20 protein-coding genes and 2 pseudogenes are annotated in these 19,047 nt (G+C 66.4%); 11 read left to right on the forward strand and 11 right to left on the reverse strand.

What is annotated here, in order from left to right:
• Positions 1–178 (forward strand): annotated as a pseudogene (locus ACLP4W_RS19510) (alcohol dehydrogenase); the annotation flags it as partial.
• 13 nt (positions 179–191) lie between these two features.
• Positions 192–740, forward strand: coding sequence for a YceI family protein (locus ACLP4W_RS19515; RefSeq protein ID WP_442388729.1), 549 nt, complete (start codon positions 192–194; stop codon positions 738–740).
• Here the strand turns inward: ACLP4W_RS19515 and ACLP4W_RS19520 are convergent.
• On the reverse strand, positions 737–1,864 hold the full coding sequence (locus ACLP4W_RS19520) for a DUF7159 family protein (protein WP_442388731.1): 1,128 nt from the start codon (positions 1,862–1,864) through the stop codon (positions 737–739). The genes ACLP4W_RS19515 and ACLP4W_RS19520 overlap by 4 nt on opposite strands.
• Positions 1,865–2,609: 745 nt before the next feature.
• Between ACLP4W_RS19520 and ag85B the strand changes: the two genes are divergently transcribed.
• From ag85B to ACLP4W_RS19550, 6 genes are all read left to right on the forward strand, one after another.
• Positions 2,610–3,602: a diacylglycerol acyltransferase/mycolyltransferase Ag85B gene (gene ag85B / locus ACLP4W_RS19525; RefSeq protein WP_442388733.1), complete on the forward strand. Its 993-nt coding sequence runs from the start codon at positions 2,610–2,612 to the stop codon at positions 3,600–3,602.
• A gap of 144 nt (positions 3,603–3,746) precedes the next feature.
• A complete protein-coding gene (gene rpfC, locus ACLP4W_RS19530) occupies positions 3,747–4,247 on the forward strand; it encodes a resuscitation-promoting factor RpfC (protein ID WP_442388776.1) in 501 nt (166 codons plus the stop codon).
• Between the two features lie 48 nt (positions 4,248–4,295).
• The gene (locus tag ACLP4W_RS19535; RefSeq protein WP_442388778.1) at positions 4,296–4,769 is read left to right on the forward strand and encodes an SRPBCC family protein; all 474 of its coding nucleotides are present in this window, start codon (positions 4,296–4,298) and stop codon (positions 4,767–4,769) included.
• Positions 4,770–4,783: 14 nt separating this feature from the next.
• Positions 4,784–5,629, forward strand: a complete 846-nt coding sequence (locus ACLP4W_RS19540; RefSeq protein WP_442388735.1) for an SDR family oxidoreductase — start codon at positions 4,784–4,786, stop codon at positions 5,627–5,629.
• Between the two features lie 43 nt (positions 5,630–5,672).
• Positions 5,673–6,065 (forward strand): lipoprotein LpqH, encoded by a 393-nt coding sequence (locus tag ACLP4W_RS19545; protein WP_442388780.1) that lies wholly within the window; start codon positions 5,673–5,675, stop codon positions 6,063–6,065.
• Positions 6,066–6,123: 58 nt separating this feature from the next.
• Positions 6,124–7,446, forward strand: coding sequence for a cytochrome P450 (locus ACLP4W_RS19550; protein WP_442388737.1), 1,323 nt, complete (start codon positions 6,124–6,126; stop codon positions 7,444–7,446).
• Positions 7,447–7,458: 12 nt separating this feature from the next.
• Here the strand turns inward: ACLP4W_RS19550 and ACLP4W_RS19555 are convergent, their stop codons facing one another.
• On the reverse strand, positions 7,459–8,361 hold the full coding sequence (locus ACLP4W_RS19555; RefSeq protein WP_442388739.1) for a dienelactone hydrolase family protein: 903 nt from the start codon (positions 8,359–8,361) through the stop codon (positions 7,459–7,461).
• A 65-nt stretch (positions 8,362–8,426) separates the two neighbouring features.
• Between ACLP4W_RS19555 and ACLP4W_RS19560 the strand changes: the two genes are divergently transcribed.
• Positions 8,427–8,897, forward strand: coding sequence for a limonene-1,2-epoxide hydrolase family protein (locus tag ACLP4W_RS19560; RefSeq protein WP_442388741.1), 471 nt, complete (start codon positions 8,427–8,429; stop codon positions 8,895–8,897).
• Positions 8,898–9,467: 570 nt separating this feature from the next.
• Positions 9,468–10,799 (forward strand): PE family protein, encoded by a 1,332-nt coding sequence (locus ACLP4W_RS19565; protein WP_442388743.1) that lies wholly within the window; start codon positions 9,468–9,470, stop codon positions 10,797–10,799.
• Positions 10,800–11,015: 216 nt separating this feature from the next.
• Here ACLP4W_RS19565 and ACLP4W_RS19570 read toward each other — a convergent pair whose 3' ends face one another.
• From ACLP4W_RS19570 to bfr, 7 genes and pseudogenes are all read right to left on the reverse strand, one after another.
• The gene (locus tag ACLP4W_RS19570) at positions 11,016–11,312 is read right to left on the reverse strand and encodes a hypothetical protein (RefSeq protein ID WP_442388745.1); all 297 of its coding nucleotides are present in this window, start codon (positions 11,310–11,312) and stop codon (positions 11,016–11,018) included.
• Between the two features lie 267 nt (positions 11,313–11,579).
• Positions 11,580–12,689 carry an amidohydrolase family protein gene (locus tag ACLP4W_RS19575; RefSeq protein ID WP_442388747.1) on the reverse strand — a complete coding sequence of 370 codons (1,110 nt, stop codon included), beginning with the start codon at positions 12,687–12,689 and terminating at the stop codon, positions 11,580–11,582.
• An 11-nt stretch (positions 12,690–12,700) separates the two neighbouring features.
• Positions 12,701–14,053 carry a glutamine synthetase family protein gene (locus tag ACLP4W_RS19580; protein ID WP_442388749.1) on the reverse strand — a complete coding sequence of 451 codons (1,353 nt, stop codon included), beginning with the start codon at positions 14,051–14,053 and terminating at the stop codon, positions 12,701–12,703.
• Between the two features lie 30 nt (positions 14,054–14,083).
• On the reverse strand, positions 14,084–14,965 hold the full coding sequence (locus ACLP4W_RS19585) for a TIGR03854 family LLM class F420-dependent oxidoreductase (protein ID WP_442388751.1): 882 nt from the start codon (positions 14,963–14,965) through the stop codon (positions 14,084–14,086).
• Between the two features lie 59 nt (positions 14,966–15,024).
• A complete protein-coding gene (locus ACLP4W_RS19590) occupies positions 15,025–15,519 on the reverse strand; it encodes a carboxymuconolactone decarboxylase family protein (RefSeq protein WP_442388753.1) in 495 nt (164 codons plus the stop codon).
• Positions 15,516–16,627, reverse strand: a pseudogene (locus tag ACLP4W_RS19595) (MFS transporter); the annotation flags it as partial. The gene ACLP4W_RS19590 and the pseudogene ACLP4W_RS19595, both read right to left, overlap by 4 nt.
• A 94-nt stretch (positions 16,628–16,721) precedes the next feature.
• A complete protein-coding gene (bfr, locus tag ACLP4W_RS19600; RefSeq protein ID WP_442388755.1) occupies positions 16,722–17,201 on the reverse strand; it encodes a bacterioferritin in 480 nt (159 codons plus the stop codon).
• A 317-nt stretch (positions 17,202–17,518) separates the two neighbouring features.
• On the opposite strand from bfr, the gene ACLP4W_RS19605 reads away from it, so the two are divergent.
• Entirely contained in the window at positions 17,519–17,704 is a 186-nt protein-coding gene (locus tag ACLP4W_RS19605; RefSeq protein ID WP_442388757.1) for a (2Fe-2S)-binding protein, read from the forward strand.
• 17 nt (positions 17,705–17,721) lie between these two features.
• Here the strand turns inward: ACLP4W_RS19605 and ACLP4W_RS19610 are convergent, their stop codons facing one another.
• Entirely contained in the window at positions 17,722–18,474 is a 753-nt protein-coding gene (locus ACLP4W_RS19610; RefSeq protein ID WP_442388758.1) for an enoyl-CoA hydratase/isomerase family protein, read from the reverse strand.
• 129 nt (positions 18,475–18,603) lie between these two features.
• Positions 18,604–19,047 carry a TIGR03618 family F420-dependent PPOX class oxidoreductase gene (locus tag ACLP4W_RS19615; RefSeq protein WP_442388760.1) on the reverse strand — a complete coding sequence of 148 codons (444 nt, stop codon included), beginning with the start codon at positions 19,045–19,047 and terminating at the stop codon, positions 18,604–18,606.

Here is a 19,047-nt window from a genome sequence, read left to right on the forward strand (position 1 = left end):
GCTCAGCGTTATCGGCCATCCCTCCGGGACCGCCAAGGATGTTGAAGACACAATGCATTTCGCGGTGCTGTCGGGTGTGCGGGCGTGGATCGAGGAGCTGCCGCTTTCGCAAGCCGCCGAGGGTTACGCGGCATTGGAGCAGGGCCGTGCGCACTACCGCACCGTCTTGACCGTCTGAATGCCGTCTGTCTTTGGCCGACGACTGGAGTTTAGACGCATCAGACGGTGAGCTGTTGATCTGCACCGGCGTCGGCGGTAGGGCGGCGCGGATGGGCCATCGGCTCACCATCGCGATGAAGCGCTGGCAGGCCACGGTGGGCTGGACCGGCGCCGAACCCGCGACCACGGAGCTGACCGTCGACGTCGATTCGTTTGAGGTGCTGCGCGGCGAGGGCGGGGTCAAAGGTTTGTCCGGGCCGGAAAAGGTCATGGTGAAGTCGAACGCGTTGAAGTCGCTGGACGCCGGCCGCTATCCCGAGATCCGCTTCACCGCAGACGCCATCGATAAGACCGAAGACGGATACCGCCTGACCGGGACACTGCAGATTCGCGGAAAATCCCGAAAGCACGTAATCGACCTGCGGACCGAGGATCTCGGTGAGGAGTGGCGAATGTCGGCCGAATGCAGCGTTCGACAAACTGATTTCGGCGTCAAGCCCTACTCGATGTTCATGGGATCGATGCAGGTCGCCGACGAGGTGGCGGTGTCTTTCACCGCGGTTCACGCCAAGGACGGCTAAGGCTGGCTCGGCGCCTGCGGTGCCGAATCACCGGCGTCGCCGGGTATGTGTTCGAGCACTCTCGTCAAATAGGGCTGTTGGGCGTTCGGGTCCGGCTGCTGCTCGGCAGGAGCGCCTCCCTGCTGCTCCCCCGGCGCGCCTGCGTCCGGAGCCGGTTCCCCGGCGGGCGCTTTCGACTGGGGGCCGGTCGGTGCGGCCTCTGGGGGTGGGGCAACGGCCGGCGCGACGCCCTCGGCGATTTGTGGCGTCGGCGCGTGCACCGCGTGCCTTGACGGTGCGGGCTCGCTGTTCGGAGCGAGCTCAATGCCCACGGCCAGCGACAGCGAAGAAACGAAGGTGATGGCGCCGGCAGCCAATGCGGTCGCGGCCCCAGCGTAGGACAACCGCCGTGGCCGCGCTGGCGCGGCGGCGGGCTCGCTGATGTGCGCCACGAGCTGGTCGTCGGTGAACTCGGTGCTTCGGGCCGCGGCCAGCGCCGCACCCCGTGCGACCGTCACCTGGGCCATGGTCTGCGCGAAAACCGGTACGGGCAAAGCCTTTTCGAGTTGCCACGAGAATCCATCGATGTCGCTGTCCGCGCCGACGACAATCACACCGCCCGGCCGCCATCCACTGCGTTCGAACATCCCGCGCAGCCAGCCACTGAGCCCGTCGAAGCCGCCGCGCACATGCTTGACCGCCGTTTGCGTCTCGCCATCGTGGGTGTCGACCATGACGACGGTCGCCCACTCGTGCTCGAGGATGCAGACGGCGGTCTGCTCGTAACCGATGACGGGCGCGATGGCCCGAGCCAGCGTCTCGACCGCCTCGAGTTGGCGAACCGGCACAACGTTGTCAAAACCGGCGTCGGCCAGTGCCTCCAACAGCAGGGCTGCCTGCGCGGACGCCTCGTCGTTCCAGGTCAGTCCGACGACCCGCAGACGGTGATCGCTCGCGGCCGCGAGCGCGTCCACCCGCAACACCTCTTCGGCCACTTGCTCTGCGGTACTCACGGCGCGCACGCCACGGCCGGCACGAAGCGCCAGCTCCTGATGGTCCAGGATGGTGCCGTCTGCGCCGTGTCCTTCAGCGAGGACCCACCCGACTGTGGTCGGCGTCAGTGATAGCCCCAGTACCGTGTCCAAATTCGCACCTCAATCGGTCCCGGACCTCCGACGCCCCCAGCCACACTGTGCGCACCATTAAGCCGCTGGCGCGGTGATTCGTGAGAGCCGGCACGGACCCGGGATAGCGTGGTCTCCATCGGCTTGCTCCGTGAGAGCCTACGCGGTCGGCGCAAGTTCGGCTGCCCCCGGTCCGAAATCCCGCCCAAACTCACAGACAAAGCGGCAACGCGGCGCCGAATCGCGCCCCACCGCCGACGGTGGCCAGGCGGTCGTCGGTCCAGCCCGGTGGCGTTCGACGGCTTCGAAGGGGCCAGCGGAGGTTCCACCGGCCCGGAACACCACGCCACTTTTACGGTGCCGAAAAAACCTATTCCGTCACCGGCATCGACGGTTCACCGGCGCCGGTCGCACGCGCGGCTGAAGGGCTCCTGCGCCACCGGCTGCGGCGCGTCGGCGGCTCGTCGAAAAAACGGTTGACCACTTTGATTAGCTACGCTTTGTATCTTTCGCCATATCGCGCTTGCCGCACTGGCTCCCGCTGCTCAAGGCAGCCAGCTGCCTGCTGTTTTCGGGCGGTGGATCGTGACTGCGAGCGGCTGCGCGAGAGCCTGCGCGAACTTTGCGGCGCCGTTATCGGAGTCGCTGAATTCGTGGTGAAAACCGATGCAAAAGTGAGATCACTTCGTGTCCCGATCGACATTTGGTCTATTCACACGGTAAATTCCAGCCCAGAGCAGGACCACTTAGGACAAGGGGCGCAGGTATGACGGACGTAAGCGAGAAGGTGCGGGCCTGGGGGCGCCGGCTTTTGGTCGGTGCGGCAGCGGCTGTCACTCTGCCCGGCCTGATCGGTCTTGCCGGCGGCGCGGCGACCGCGGGGGCATTCTCGCGCCCGGGTCTGCCGGTCGAATACCTGCAGGTGCCGTCTGGAGCCATGGGCCGCAATATCAAGGTCCAATTCCAGAGCGGCGGAGAGAACTCTCCGGCGGTGTACGCGCTCGACGGGTTGCGGGCACAGGACGACTACAACGGCTGGGACATCAACACGCCCGCGTTCGAGTGGTACTACAAGTCGGGCCTGTCGCTCATCATGCCGGTCGGTGGGCAGTCCAGCTTCTACAGCGACTGGTACAGCCCGGCTTGCGGCAAGGCCGGCTGCTCTACCTACAAATGGGAAACGTTCCTGACCAGCGAGCTGCCGCAGTGGCTATCCGCCAACAGGAGTGTCAAGCCCACCGGCAGCGCCGCGGTCGGCATCTCGATGGCCGGCTCCGCGGCGCTCATCCTGGCCGCCTACCACCCGGGCCAGTTCATCTACGCCGGCTCGCTGTCCGCCTTGATGGACCCCTCCCAGGGGATGGGGCCCACCCTGGTCGGCCTGGCGATGGGTGATGCCGGCGGCTACAAGTCCAGCGACATGTGGGGACCGTCGAGTGACCCGGCGTGGCAGCGCAACGACCCGTCCCTGCAGATCCCGAAGCTGGTCGCCAACAACACCCGGCTCTGGATCTACTGCGGTAACGGCACACCATCGGAGCTGGGCGGGGCCAACATGCCCGCCGAGTTCCTGGAGAACTTCGTGCGCAGCAGCAACCTGAAGTTCCAGGACGCCTACAACGCGGCCGGTGGTCACAACGCCGTGTTCAACTTCAACGCCAACGGAACACACAGCTGGGAATACTGGGGATCCCAGCTCAACGCCATGAAGGCTGACTTGCAGGGCACCCTGGGCGCTACCCCCGGAGGCGGCGGATAACCGCGCCCCTGCCGGGGTTCGCGACTGCGCTTGACGACAACGTCGTCGGGCGCAGTAGCACATTACGGGCGCTTACGGACTGTCGACTGCCAGGGGTAATTTACTGATTTCTCATCAATTTCTAAAGCGTTGTCCCGGCTGTTGATTAGGCCGATTTCCGCAGATAGAGGGCCTATCTCGCGGCATTTTCAAATGGGTAACGCTTTGGATACGCCCATCGAAATGCTTGACATGAGAAACCTCTGCAAGCCTCTCGTCAAGTCGGCCATCGTCGGCGGGATCATTGCAGCGTCGCTGACTTCGTCCACCGGCGTGGCCAACGCGGCCCCCGGAGCCCCTAACTGGGACGCGGTCGCGCAGTGTGAATCCGGTGGCAACTGGCAGGCCAACACCGGAAACGGCGAATACGGTGGGCTGCAGTTCAAGCCGGGCACCTGGACCCAATACGGCGGTGTCGGCAATCCGGCGGCCGCATCCAGGGAGCAACAGATCGCGGTGGCCAACCGGGTTTTCGCCGAAGAGGGGCTGGACCCATGGCCGAAGTGCGGTGCGGACTCGGGCCTTCCGATCGCGTGGTATTCGCACCCGGCACAGGGCATCAAGCAGATCATCAACGGCCTCATTCAGTCAGCCGTGCCGCATTAGTAAGCATCGGCTTCCGCCGTCATTCGGGGTCTATGACCGAGCGCGAGGCTGTGTTTGGATCAGGCCATGGAAGGTTCGGCGACTGTTCATATGGCGGCGCCTGCCGACAAGGTCTGGGATCTGATTGCGGATGTTCGCAACATCGGCCGATTTTCCCCGGAAGTCTTTGAGGCGGAGTGGCTGGGCGATGCGACGGGCCCCGCGCTCGGCGCCAAGTTTCGGGGCCACGTGCGGCGAAACGAGATAGGGCCGGTGTATTGGACGACATGCGAGGTGACGGCCTGCGAACCCGGCCGTGAGTTCGGATTCGCCGTACTGCTGGGGGACAGAGCGGTCAACAACTGGCATTACCGATTGGCGCCCAGCGGCGACGGCACCGACGTGACCGAGTCGTTTCGGCTCAACCCGGCGCCGTGGCTCGCCGTGTATTGGTTGTTCGGTGGCTTTCTGCGCAAGCGCCGCAACGTCCGTGATATGACCAAGACGCTGAACCGCATCAAAGATGTGGTCGAAGTGGGCTGACAGGAAAGGCTTCGATGCCGGGCGTCGTCAAATCGGTCTTCATCACCGGTGCGGGTAGCGGCATGGGCCGCGAGGGGGCAAAGCTCTTCCATGCCAAGGGTTGGCGGGTTGGGGCGGTGGACCGCAACGAGGACGGCCTGACAACGCTGAAGCAGGAACTGGGCGACGATCGACTATGGACCCGCGCCGTCGACGTGACGGACAAGGCGGCCCTGGATGGCGCCTTGGCCGACTTCTCTGCGGACAATGCCGGCGGCGGCCTCGACATGATGTGGAACAACGCCGGCATTGGTGAATCCGGCTGGTTCGAGGATGTGCCTTACGAAGCCGCCATGCGCGTCGTCGAGGTGAACTACAAGGCGGTGCTCACCGGCGCCTACGCCGCACTGCCCTACCTGAAGAAGACTCCCGGCAGTTTGATGTTCTCGACGTCGTCCTCGGCGGGCACCTACGGCATGCCGCGCATCGCCGTGTACTCCTCGACCAAGCATGCGGTCAAGGGCTTGACCGAGGCGCTGAGCGTGGAATGGCAGCGACACGGTGTGCGGGTCGCCGACGTGCTACCCGGCCTGATCGATACCGCCATCCTGACCACGACCACCAACCACTCCAACGACACGGGGCCGACGATGTCCGCCGAGGAGATCCGCGCCGGCGCAGCCAAGAAGGGAATGCTTCGGCTGATGCCGGCAAGCAGCGTGGCGGAAGCGGCGTGGCAGGCCTACCACAACCCGAAGCGATTGCATTGGTATGTGCCCAAGAGCATCAGATTGATCGACCTCCTCAAGGGCATCAGCCCGGAGTTTGTGCGGGGTCGCATCGTCAAATCCCTACCCGGGCTGATGCCGAAGCGGCAGTGAAGGAGGTGAACCGGTGCAAAGCCGGTCGCTCGCAGTTGCTTTCATCCTCATCGCCGGGGCCGGCAGCATCGCGGGCTGCGCGCAGGCCGCGACGACGGCCCGAGAAGCCGCACGTCTGACCATCGACGGCGCCACCCATACGACACGTCCCCCCGAGTGCAACCAAGACCAGTCGTATCGCACGATCGACATCCGCGACCGCGACGGCCAGGTCGAAGCGGTGGTGCTGCTCAGTGCCAACCGGGCCATCCCGCAGTGGGTGAAGATCCGCAACGTCGACGGGTTCACCGGCAGTTTCTGGCACGGCGGGGTGGGCGACGCGCGCGCCGACGTCACCAACGGTGCCTACACGATCAGCGGCAGCGCCTACGGCATAAACAGCGGCAACCCCAACAAAGTCATCACCACGGACTTCAAGATCATCGCCGAGTGCTGAACCCTCCCCCGGGGTCCGGCCTAGGCTGGGAGAACACCACCTGAGCCATGGAGGACCGGTGAAGGAGAGATTGCACTGGCTTGCGATGCACGGCTTCATCCGCGCCGCCGCGGCGATCGGGTCGAGGCGGGGTGATGTACAGGCCAGGTTGATCGCCGATCCCACGGTGGCGGCTGACCCGCTGCCGTTTTACGAGGAGCTGCGGGCCCTGGGCCCCCTGGCGAAAGGCCGCGTCAACTATCTGACCACCGACCACGCGCTCGCCCAAGAGTTGCTGCGATCGGATGACTTCCGGGTAATCAACATGGGGTCGCAACTGCCGACACCCGTGCGATGGGTGGAAGAGCGCACCCGCGACAAGCTTCTGCATCCGCTGCGTGCACCGTCGCTGCTGGCGGTCGAGCCGCCGGACCACACCCGTTATCGCAAGACGGTATCGGCGGTGTTCACTCCCAGGGCGGTTGCCGCATTGCGTGATCGGGTCGAGCAGACGGCGGTCAATTTATTGGATCAGCTCGCCGCCCAGTCCGGCGTCGTTGACGTCGTCGGACGGTATTGCTCGCAGCTCGCGGTCGCGATCATCAGCGACGTGTTGGGGGTGCCCGAGCAAGACCGGCGGCGCGTCCTGGAGTTCGGTGAGCTGGCCGCGCCGAGCCTGGACGTCGGGTTGCCGTGGCGCCAATACCGCAGCGTGCAGGACGGGATCGCGGGGTTCAACTCCTGGCTCGCCGACCACCTGCGGGAATTGCGGCGTGCCCCCAGTGACAGCTTGATGAGCCAGTTGATCCAGGCGGCTGAAAGCGGCTCCGCCGAGACACATCTCAGCGAGACCGAACTTCAGGCGATCGCCGGGCTGGTGCTGGCCGCCGGGTTCGAGACGACGGTGAACCTACTGGGCAACGGGATTCGCATGCTGCTGGACACGCCAGGGCATCTGGAGACGTTGCGCCAGCGTCCCGAATTGTGGCCCAACGCCGTCGAAGAGATCCTCCGGCTGGACTCGCCGGTGCAGCTCACCGCGCGGGTGGCCCTCAAGGATGTCGAGGTGTCGGGCATGCAAATCAGGCCTGGCGAGTTGGTGGTGGTCTACCTGGCCGCCGCCAACCGCGATCCGTCGGTGTTCCCCGATCCGCACCGCTTCGACATCGAAAGGCCAAATGCGGGGCGGCATCTCGCGTTCTCTGGGGGCCGGCACTTCTGCCTTGGCGCCGCCCTTGCGCGTGCCGAGGGCGAAGTCGGGCTGCGAACGTTCTTTGATCGTTTCCCCGAGGCGCGGGCGGCAGGCACCGGAAGCAGGCGGGACACGCGGGTGCTGCGCGGTTGGTCGACGCTGCCGGTGGCCTTGGGCCCGGCACGGTCGATGGCACCCGTCGACATTTAGAGATGTGACCGTTCAGTGCCCGGCGAGGTAGCGGTCGAACCAGTCCAGCGTGTGCTGCCATGCGTCGGCCGCCGCGGCGGCGTTGTAGCGGGGTCCGGTGTCGTTGAAGAACGCGTGGTCGGCGTTGGGTTCGACGATCAGGTCGTGGACCAGGCCGGCGCGATCGAGTGCCGCCCTGGCCGCCGATTCGGAGCCCGTGACGCGGGTATCCAGGGCGCCGTAGATACCCAACACGGCGGCTTTGGCCCCGGCGAAGTCCGGATTGTCGGGTAGCGGCCCGTAGAACGGGACCGCGGCCGACACGGCCAGCGCACCGGCAGATAGCAGTTGCCACACCAGTCCGCCGCCGAAACAGAAGCCGACCACCCCGACCTTCTGCCCCGGGGCCCGCAACCGCAGTTCCGCTACACCCGAATTCAAGTCATGCGTCAACCGGTCCGGCGGGACCCTGCCCAGTGCGGCGGTCACCTGAGCCGGGTCCTGAAAGGTGCCCGTCCCGCCCTCCTCGGACAGCAGGTCGATCGCCAGTGCCGAATATCCCGCCCCGGCCAGCCGGCCGGCCACCGAGCGCACCCAGTCGGTCAACCCCTTGTTCTCGTGGATGACGAGCACGCCGCCCTTGGCATTGGCCGCTTGGGCCCATGCGGCTTGCAGCTGTCCCTGGGGACCCGGCCAGGTGATCGGCTCGGTCGGCAGCGCGGTGGTCATCCCCGGCGGTTGCGATGAGGCTTCAGGGGCGGGTGAACTGGATTCGGCCGGTTTCTGCTGCGTGGAGCAGGCCGCGATGAGCGCGCTGGCGGCCGCGGTACCCACGCCGAGTAGCGCCAGTCGTCGCACGGCCTCGCGTCGGGTCAGCAGGCCGTCGACGTGATCAGCGGCAATCTCCTCGGCGATATAGCGCTGCAATGGGGTCACGCTGGCGAGTATGCGCGGCAAACCTGTGGTTGACACCCATCCGGCAAGCGGGTTTATTGGCCGCTATGACAGAGGTTTCCACGATCGCGGTCGAAGATGTCGTAGTCGGGCTGTGGCAAGCGCTTTCGCGGCGGGATTGGGATGCTGTCAAGACGTTCCTGTCGGAGGACTGCCTCTACGTCGACATGCCGGTCCCCGCGTTGTCGGCGCGCGGTCCCGAAGACATCGTGAAGCGGCTCAAGATGGGGCTCGAGCCGCTGGCGGGCTACGAAAACCACGACGGTCTGCTGGTGTCCAACGGCTGCGACGTCATCTACGAGCACTCGGAGACTTGGACTTTCACGTCGGGCGAGCAGGGTGTACTCAGATTCGTCACGGTGCACAAGGTGGTGCCGCAAGACGGTGGGGCCAAGGTCACGGTCTGGAAAGACTATTGGGACATGAACAGCCTCGTCAGCTTCGCCCCGCCCAATCACTTCGAGAACCTCGCAAATGCCCATACTAGCTGGGTATTTGACGCGACAGGGTTGGTCTGATGCACGCACTCACATTCTGGTGAAGAAGCCGGGTTAGCTTTCGCGCCCGACGTGAAGTCATTTCATGCCGGCTGTGAAAGCGCAATGCTGTGAAGTGCGAAGCACCTTGGGGAGTCACGCCAGTGACGGCTAAGCAACGGTTCGGTTGCTGCGGGTTTGAACTGCATGACGCTTACCCAAATTGGTTACTCATCAACTTAGGTCAAGACGCCCCACCCGTCGCGAAGAGCTGACGTCGGTAGTGCGGAACCGGAGCTCGATGTGATCGACGAACTCGCCGAGTTGACGGCGATCCTTGACGCCGCGTTCGGCTAGCCGTTTGCGCCGGAATCACCCGTAGCGCCGTTGCCGCCGGTGGCACCGGCGGTTGAACCCGACCCGCCCGCGCCGCCACCACTGCCGCCACCCCTCGGCGAACAGCTTCTCCGGGTGGCATCTCGCCGTCACCCAATCTTGAGCTTTGCTATGAGAATGTGGAGTTTGTATACATCTATATCGGCCGTCTATTAGTATGCAATGTTCTGGTTAACAGAGCTAGCGGTCCGATGGTTGGCCGCGTGGGAGGCAGTCATGTCGTATCTAATCGCAGCGCCGGACATGTTGGCCGCGGCGGCCGCTGATGCGGCACGGATCGGCTCAGCGATCAGCTCAGCAAACTCGGCGGCCGCGACCCCGACCACCGCGGTGGTGGCTGCCGCTGGTGATGAGGTGTCGGCGGCGATCGCGTCGCTGTTTTCCGGCTACGCCAAGGAGTTTCAGGCGTTGAGCGCTGAGGCGGCGGCGTTTCATGCCGGGTTCGTGCAGGCCTTGAATGGGGCGGGGGGCGCGTATGCGACCGCGGAGGCGGCTGGGGCCTCGCCGTTGCAGGCCGCGCAGCAGGAGGCGGTGGCATTGATCAATGCGCCCGCCCAGCTGACGTTGGGTATCAATCTGATCGGCAACGGCGCTAATGGGACAGCGGCCAGCCCGAATGGCGGGGCCGGTGGGATCTTGTTCGGCAACGGCGGCGCCGGCTTCAGCTCTACCACCGCCGGCGTGGCTGGCGGTAATGGCGGTAACGGCGGGCTGATCGGCAACGGCGGGCCCGGCGGGGCCGGCGGGGCCGGCGCGCCCGGCGGGGCTGGTGGGTCCGCGTCCTTGTGGGGCGCTGGCGGTATCGGCGGGGCCGGCGGCGCCGCCACTACCGGTTTGGGCGGGGCTGGCGGGGCCGGTGGGCCCGCCGGGTCCGGTGGGCTGATCGGCGGCGGTAACGGCGGGATCGGTGGGGCCGGCGGTGCCGGCGACGGCGCCGGTACCGGCGGGGCTGGCGGAGCCGGCGGTGGCGGCGGCTATCTCGGCAACCCCGGTGGCGGCGGGGTCGGCGGTGCCAGCGCGAGCGGCACCGGCGGGGCCGGCGGGGCCGGCGGGGTTGGCATCCTGTCCGGCGGGGCCGGCGGGGCCGGCGGTGGCGGCGGCGTCGGTGGCGCCGGCGGGGCCGGCGGTCCTGCGTTCAGCTTCGGATTCGGAAGCATCGCCGGCGGGGCCGGCGGACAGGGCGGCACCGGCACGCTCACCGTCGGCGGGGTCGGTGGCCAGGGCGGCGCCGCGATTATGGGAGCATTCCCCTTCGGGGCTCTGGGTGGCGCCGATGGCGGCGCCGGCGGGGCCGGCGGTGGCGGTGTCACGGGCGGCGGGGCTGGCGGTGTCGGAGGTGTTGCGTACAACTACGTCGGCGGAGCGGCCATCGGCGGCACTGGCGGCAACGGCGGCGCAGCCTCAGGAGGGACGGGCGGGAACGGCGGCAACGGCGGCGACGCCTACGCACTTGTTCTGACCAATGTCACCGGCGGGCCCGGCGGGACCGGCGGGACCGGCACCACCGCCGGCACCAACGGTTCCACCGGCACCACCGGAACGTTATAGCGCGTCGCCTGGCAGGGACCGGCGGCCATCGACGACATAGCCCGCGACCGGGCAGTGCCCCTGAGGAGAACGACAGGGGCGAGCCGATCGACTATCAGACGCGGACTGTAGCTCTCAGGCAGGTTGTGGACGGCGTGGCATCGCCAACGACGACAAGGGTCGTCGCGGCTATCAGCAGGCGTTTTCACGCCTCTCCTTTATCCGCACTGAGGGGCACTACGCTAGGCCGTCCTCTATGTAGCGCAGCGAGTATTTGCCCTGCCACTCGGACTCACTCTCAGACAGCCAGGTGGCCCTCTCCCCGATCGCGTCCGTTGATCCATAAACCCGGCGATCGCAGCCGGGGCACGTCAGGTAGGTAAACATCTTGTCGCGGCCCCGCGGCCATTCCTCACGCGCCGTGTCGGCTACCTGGATCCCGATCGCCTGGTGCCCAATGTTCTGGATCAGTTGGCCGACGACATGTCCCTCGGGGCACATCAGGTCCATGGTCAGTAATCCCCTGTGGGTCATTCGTCGCCGTCCGACAACAGGCCGCGAAGCTGTACGGCAATCTCGGTGCCGGCCGGGAGCGGGATGGTTGTGGTCATGGTCCTGTCCTTTCGCTTGCCAGTCTCGGAACGTGTGCGCAACAGTACCTCCGCGACGGGCGCTGTGCAAGCGAAATCCGTTGTGTTGCAAGCGATATGTATGCGCATAGTACGCGTACACCTAAGCGCCTAAGTAGGTATACGCTTATCGCTGCCGGCCGGTAGGCCGCGACGGGCCTGATCTAAGCCGTCAAAGGCGGTACACGCGGGTGGCGTTGTCGCGGGCAATCAGGTCGACCACCCGCATGGCATCCTTTTCGCTCCAGTCGCCGCCGGCGACAAAATCGTTCAGCACGCGGTGAATACCGTTGCGCCACAGGGCCGCACCGAGAAAGTGTAATTCCGCGGGGCCGAACCCGTCCGACGAGTACAGGAGCTTGCCGAAGGGCGCCAACTCCAGCAGCCGGGCAATGAACGCCGGTGCCCGCGCCCCCAGATGGTTCACGCTCAACCCGCCGTCGACGTAGACGTTGTTGAACGCCTGCGCGAGGTATCCGGCCTCGCGCTCGTAGGGATAACAGTGCAACAGCACGATCGGGGTGTCCGTGGACTGTCGCAGGAAGTCGAGCAGCAGGAGCGGGTTGGCCTTGTGCAGATCGCAGTCCCGGTCGCCGAAGCCGACGTGGAATTGCACTGGCTTGCCAAGCCGGAGCGCCTGATGCAATCCGAAACGCAGCAGAATCCGATCCTCTAACCGGACACCGCCGCGGTCGCGCCACCGGCTGGCGGCCTCGGCAACCTGCGACTCCGACGGCTCGGTCAGATCGCCGTCGAACCCGCCGCGGTAGGCCAGGATCGACTTAGTGCCGACCGCGGTAGCCGCGCGCCGGTGCAGGATCTCCTCGAACGCCGACGCGTAATCGCCCGGCGCCAGCGCTGCCTGCTCGGCCAACTGCTCGAGGCGAACTATCTCGTGAGCGCGGTTACCGGACAACTCGGCCAAATCGGCGATGCCGGCCACATCGTCGCCGATTCCAGTGTCCACCAGCCAGTCGCTCACTTTGGCCGCCGGCAAAAACAGGCGGGCCAGCTCGGGCTCGCTGTATTGCCGGCGGCGTTCCCAGTATGCCTGCGGATCAATGTGTTTGGATAGCCCAAGCACAGGTGCGCAGTGGGTGCGCACCGCGAAGCCAAGCTGGGAGTCGAACCCCGAATGCGCGAGACGTTCGGTGTTGGCCTCGTTGAGCGCGTTCTCGAACCGCAGCCGGTCACCCGGCGTCAACCAGCATCCGTGGACGTGCTGGTCGATGAGCGGCACTTCGCCGATGTGTTGTGCGAGGGCAGCAGAGTCAGACGCCATGACAAGCCCTGTCACAGGCTCCAGGCCATGCGGAACTTGTCCGCCAGCTGTTCGGGGCCGAGGTCGCCGTAGCGCTCATGCTCCAGACGGCGGACCGCGACCACCATGTCGACCGCGGGGTCGCCCAGGATGCTGCGCAGCAGCGTCGAATTATCAAGTGCGGTAATGGCCTCCACCTGAGCCTGGGGCAGGCAGACGATGCCGGCGCGGTTACGGTCCGAACCGGAAAGTGTCGCCGGGTCTTTGGTGGTTTCCGGTTGCAACGCCGCTCGGCGCTTGATTCCGTCCAATGCCAGTCCGAGGATCGCCGCTGACGCCAAATACGGGTTCGCCGAAGGATCGACGACCTTCACTTCCACATTGCCGCCGCGCGGACTGCCCGGACCGCCTTCAACGAAACGCACGGCCGCCTCGCGATTCTCGACGCCCCAGCACACATAGGCCCCGGCCCAGTTGCCGGGCAGCATCCGCAAACCGGACACGATCGATCCGCACAGAATCCCCTGAGCTTCGCTTAGCCCGCTCAGCACCCCCGCCACGGCGCTCTCCCCCGCCGGCGTCATGCCCGCCGGGCCGGTTCCGTCGGAAAACAGGGGGCCTTCGGGCGTGGTCAGCGAGAAGTGCTGGTGCGCACCGGACCCGACGCTGCCCGCGAAGGGCGTCGGGGACAGACTGACGCGCAGCCCGTGACGGCGGGCGGCCCGGCCGATGATGAGCCGGGTCAAGACGAGCTGATCGGCGGCGGCGACCGGCGCCAGCGGCGACAACGAGATCTCGAACTGGTTGACCCCGTACTCGGGATGAAACTGCTCGATCCCCACACCGGCCGCCGTGGCCGCGACGGTGACGTCGCGAACGAACCCCTCGTGCTCGAGCACACCGGCAAGGCCGTACTGCGCCCACAGCGCCGACGGCAGCCGGCCACCATCCGGATCGACCAGAAGGAATTCGACTTCGTGGCCGATCGCCGCCTCGATGCCGGCTGTCGTGAGCGCGGCCTCGATCCGGCTCAGCGTTCCCCGGCCGCACGCCGGAACGGGCGTACCGTCCTGCTCGAAAAATGCGGCTGGCGCCCACGCCAACCCGTCGCCGATGATGCGCAAAGCCGACAGGTCGATGCGGATGCGCTGATCGCCGACGACACCGACGTCGTCGGTGAACGCGATGCCGGTTTGATCGATCGCGAAGGCATGCCACGAAGGGCTGGCGCCCAGGCCGGGATCCGCGAACGTGTTGGTGTGCCGGATCGGCACCGTCTTGGCTTGTGTCAGCCCCGCCGGGTTCACGACGGTGCCGATGACGGTATCGACGCCTTCAGCCTCCAGTTGAGCGATCGCAGTGGCGGCGAGGGGGGTGGCTGTCATGGCAGCCATTGTGCAGCCTGGGAAACGCGATCAGTTCTGGCGGCCGACCAGCTCGGTGACGAACCGATCGATAAAGCCGTCCAGTGGCGCTTTGCCCGCCGGCCGTATGACGAATTTCGTCAATCCAGCGTCGATGTAGGCGTCGAGCTGTCGGTGCAGGCGATCCCAGCCGGCGGCGATCAGCTCGGCGGGATCGAGTTCCGGACGACGCCGGCGCACCGCTGCAGCCAGCTCCGCGGGCACCTCGCCGTCGGTGACGGCCAACGAAATGCCGAAGTGATCGGGCTCGATTCGCCGGCCGGCTCGCGTCGCTGACCGTTCGATCGCCTCGCGCCCGGCCCGCGCCTCGGCCGGGGTCAGGAAGCTACCCAGCCAACCATCGGCCAGCGTGCCAATGCGCCGGAACGCCGCCGGCGCTGAGCCGCCCAGCCAAATGTCCAGCGGAGGCACCGGCCGCGGCGCGACCGCGGCCCCGCTCACGGTGAAATAGCGGCCGCGGTAGGCGGCCGAATCGTCGACCAGCGCCGAGCGCAGGACCCGCAGCGCCTCATCGAACACCGCTGCCCGCTCTCCGTCGGGGACCACGAACACCTCGCGCTCGGCTGGAATCGCCGAACGCAAACCGAACACGGGAAGAACCCGCTTCGGCGCGACCCCCGCCAACGACGCCAACTGCTTGGCCACCAGCACCGGATGTCGCCCGGGGAGCACGGCCACCGAGGTGCCCACCTTCAACCGGGTCGTCCGGGCCAAGGCGTAGGCCATACCGACCACGGGATCGACCGCCGGGGAGTAAACCAACTCTGAGAACCACAGCGAGTCCACCCCGCTGCTCTCCAGGTGATCGACGATGCCGGCGAGCTGATCCGGAGCGGTGTCCGCACCCAGCCCGACGCCGAAGCGAATCTTCACCGGCTTGCCTCCCGTGTTCGCGTATCCGTGCGTAGCGCAACGCCCGGGGTGCGCGGCGGCTATGCGCGGCTGGGCAAGGTGAGCTTGCAGGCCTGGCCGATGTCCAGGGTCCGGAGCATCCGTCCCATGCCGACCCACAGGGCGCAGGACATTGCGAGGTCGGCGAGCAGCTCTTCGGAGAAGTGCTCGTTGCACCGGCTCCAGAAGTCTTCGTCATCGCGCAATTTGGTGTGCTCGGTGCCGAAGCGGTGCGCAAACTCGGCCGCTAAGCGCTCCTGTTCGCTGTACCCCGGCCAGGTGCGCCACTCCAGCGCGTGCTCATAAAGCTCTTCGTCGACACCCGCGGCGGGCCCGTCGGCGTCGCGGGTGTTCATGCACACGGTGCATTCGTTGTCATGGGCGATCACCGCCCGGGCCAGCTCCCGGGTGCGCATGGGCAGCCGGTTCTTGGTGTAGACCGCCTGGCTGAAGTTGGCGATCGCGCCGCCGAGGTCAGGGGACTTCGTGGCCCAGCTGTAGAGGTCGTCGTCAGCGAAGGTTCCGATTCGGCTCATGGCGCGATGGTACGCCCGGCGGCCGGACGGGATGGCGGACCGGCCGACCTGATGGCCACTGTGGGCGGATCGTCATGCCAATCGCGTTGGGCAAGAACTCGATGCGCGACGTGCTCGAGCGCGGCTTCCACCTGGCGAGGCTCCGGTCGGCCCTCGAAGGTCTGTGACCGGGCCAGCTTGTCGACAAGCCAGGCCAGCAACAGCGAGTACACGTAGTCGACCTGCTGAGTCCCGGCTGGGGTCAGCCACATTTGGTCGCCGTCGCGCTGCGCGTAACCGGCCGTGACCAGGCGGGAGAAGGTGGGTTCCAGGACCGCAGGTGGTTAGCCATGTCGGTGATCCGGGCCGTCCCGTACATCTGCCGGTAGCGGTTGATGCGCAGGACGCCCCACAGCCCGGCGACGTCAAGCCGGCAATCGGGTCGCATGGAGATGCTGCGCAGTCGCATACCCGGTTCGCCGCGCAGCATGCGGGCAATCGCGTTCTCCAGCAGCCTTTCCGAACTGTCGGTAGTCGGCATCCCGAACCCATCGCCGAGATCGATTGCGCTGTTGTGGATCTCGCGGAGCGGGACCTCACGCAGGAACAGTGCCACGACGAATCCGATCAGGGCCACCGGCGCCGCCCAGAGGAATACCTGGGTGAGCGACTCGGCGTAGGCCGAAACGATGGGCGCGGCCACGTTATGGGGCTGGCGGTGCAGGGCCCCGGGCGAACTGACCGCGCTGGGCGGCGCGCCGCTGGCCGCCAGGGCCGGGCCCAACCTGCGGTTCAGGAAGTTCACGAACAGCGAGCCGAATATCGCGGCGCCGAACGAACTTCCGATGGTGCGGAAGAACGTCACGCCCGAGGTGGCCACGCCCAGGTCCTCGAAACTCGAGGTGTTCTGCACGATGAGAATCAGCACCTGCATGGACAGCCCGATGCCGGCACCCAGGATGATCAGGTAGGCCGACTGCAACAGGGCCGACGTCGACGGGTCCATCCGCGACATCAGCAGAAAGGCAAGCGCCATCAGCGCCGTGCCGGCCACCGGAAAGATCTTGTAGCGGCCGGTCCGGCCGACGATGGTCTGGTCGAGGGCCGCCAGCAGCATCCCGAGCAGGATCGCGACGAAGATGAGGTTACGTCGTTGCGGGGTGATCAGCGCACTGCGGGAGCCCGTCATTCCTGCCAGTTGCCTACTCAGCCGTGCGCGAACGTCAGCTCGGTGGGCGCGATACGCATTGCGCCGAGTAGAGCTCCTCTCCCAGCTTGTCCATCAGCTCCAGCTGGGTCTGTAGGTAGTCGACGTGCAGTTCCTCGTCGGCCACGATTTTCTCGAGCAACACGGCGCTGGTGGTGTCCTGCTTTTCGCGGCACATGATGATGCCGGGCTTGAGACGCTCCAGCACCTCGAACTCGATCGCCAGGTCGGCCTCGAACTGCTCGCGCAGCGTCTGGCCGACGCGCAACGACCCGATGCGTTGGTAGTTCGGCAGCCCGTCGAGCAGCAAAATACGGTCGGTGATCTCCTCGGCGTGCCGCATCTCGTCGAACGACTCCGCGCGCGTCTTGGTCGCCAACTCGGTAAAGCCCCAGTTCTCCTGCATCTTGGAATGCAGGAAGTACTGGTTGATGGCGGTGAGCTCACTAGTCAGCTGCTCGTTGAGCAGGCGCAAAACATCCGGATCACCTTGCATGATCACTCCTACGGTCTCAGGGCTGTCGTGTCTGGCCGCGGCGGGTGGGCTGGGCTGGAGCCCACAGTGCCGGCCTTTAGCAGCACTTTGCCATGCCGATTTCGAATCTAATGCAGCAGGTGTGAGTCGGCCGGATGTTCAGGCCGCGTGGCGCGTCACGCACCGGAGCTGCGCGGACACGGCGAACCCGGGCTAGGTTAGACTCCGCTAAACTACTTAGGTTAGACTGTGCTAATTATGCGGCCTGTTCGCTCGGCACCCTCGCCGAGCATCGCTTCGGACCAAGGGGCTCTCGCCCACACGCGGGGAGTGTGCTGATGTACGTATGCCTGTGTGTCGGGGCTACCAGTCAGATCGTGTCCGACGCCGTCGCGCGGGGCGCCTGCACGTCCAAAGAGGTTGCCGCCGCGTGCGGGGCCGGTGGCGACTGCGGCCGCTGCAGGCGCACGCTGCGCGCGATCATCGCCTCCGCGAGCAAACTCGAGCCCGCCCCGTCCCGATAACGGCACGCCCGGGCGGTTTAGCGACGTTTGTTGAAGGCCGCCAAGGCCGCGGCGTTGGCTTGGGCGCCCATCAATTCGGCGAAGTGGGCGTTTTCCCGCGCACTGGCCGCCGCGATCTCGGGACGGATCGGTTCCATCATCGTGTGCTTGACGGCGATGAGGCTCGAGATTGGCCGGGCGGCGAGGATTTCGGCATGCCGACGGGCCTCCGGCACCAGCTCCTCGGGATCACAGACCCGCCAGACCAGACCCATCCGCAAAGCCTCGTCGGCGTCGACCCATTCCGAGGACATCAACAGCCACGCGGCGTTTTGCCGACCGACCAGTTGCGGCAGCAGATATGACGAAGCCGCCTCGGGTGCCACGCCCAGGCTGGTGAACGGACACTTCAGGCGCGCCGTCGACGACATGAACGCCAGATCGGCGTAGCCGAGGATGGTGGCGCCGATCCCCACCCCGACCCCGTTGACCGCGCAGATCAGTGGCTTGGGAAACGCGCCGAGCGCATCGATCAGCCCGGTGAACCCGTGCTTTCCCGGAGTGAAGTTCGGGTCGGTGATGCGTGCCTGCATCTCGGCCAGGTCGGTGCCCGCGCTGAACCCGCGGCCGGTGCCGGTCAGCAAGACGACGGCGACCTCCGGATCGTCGGCGGCGGCCAACAGCGCTTCCGCCGTGGCGTCGTAGAGGGCCTCGTTGAAGGCGTTCAGCGCCTCGGGCCGGTTCAGCGTCAGGGTGCGCACGCGCTTGTCGTCGTCGATCTGCAGGATCACGGCTGCAGCTTACTGGTCACACCCGTCACGCTGGCACCGTCGCGAAGCCCATACCCAAACCTGAAAAGCGATAGCGCATGCGATAGCAGGTTTCGGACAGCTACATCACTGTTCGGAGTTCCACACCGCTCAGCCGTTGCTGTAGACGCGGCTCGGCGCGATCAACACCACGGCGCGCCGCTCCTCGGCCATCACCCGGTCGTACTCGTCCCAGTTGTCGTGGGTGCCGCCCGCGGCGGTGAAGACCTCGCGCAGCAGGAGCCGCAACTGGTCGGCGTCTTTCAGCCATGCCTGCGCGTCATCCGGGCCGGCCAGCTCGGCACGGCCCTCGACGGTCGCCCACTGCCATCCGTTGCGAAACGTGACGGCCAGCTGCGGTCGTGCCCGCAGGTTGGCCAGTTTGACCTTGCCGTAAGTGGTAAAGCCCAGAGCCGGCTCATCGGTCGACGGGTGCGGCAGCAGGCCGACGTTGACCAGCGAAGCCTGCACCGTCGCATCCGCACGAACGGTGGAGACCACCGCCAGGCCGTTGTCCGCCGCCGCCAAAGCGACAGCGTCGCGCAGTGTTGTCAT

The sequence above is a fragment of the Mycobacterium sp. genome (genome assembly GCF_052145595.1).
In the GTDB taxonomy this organism is placed as follows: Bacteria; Actinomycetota; Actinomycetes; order Mycobacteriales; family Mycobacteriaceae; genus Mycobacterium.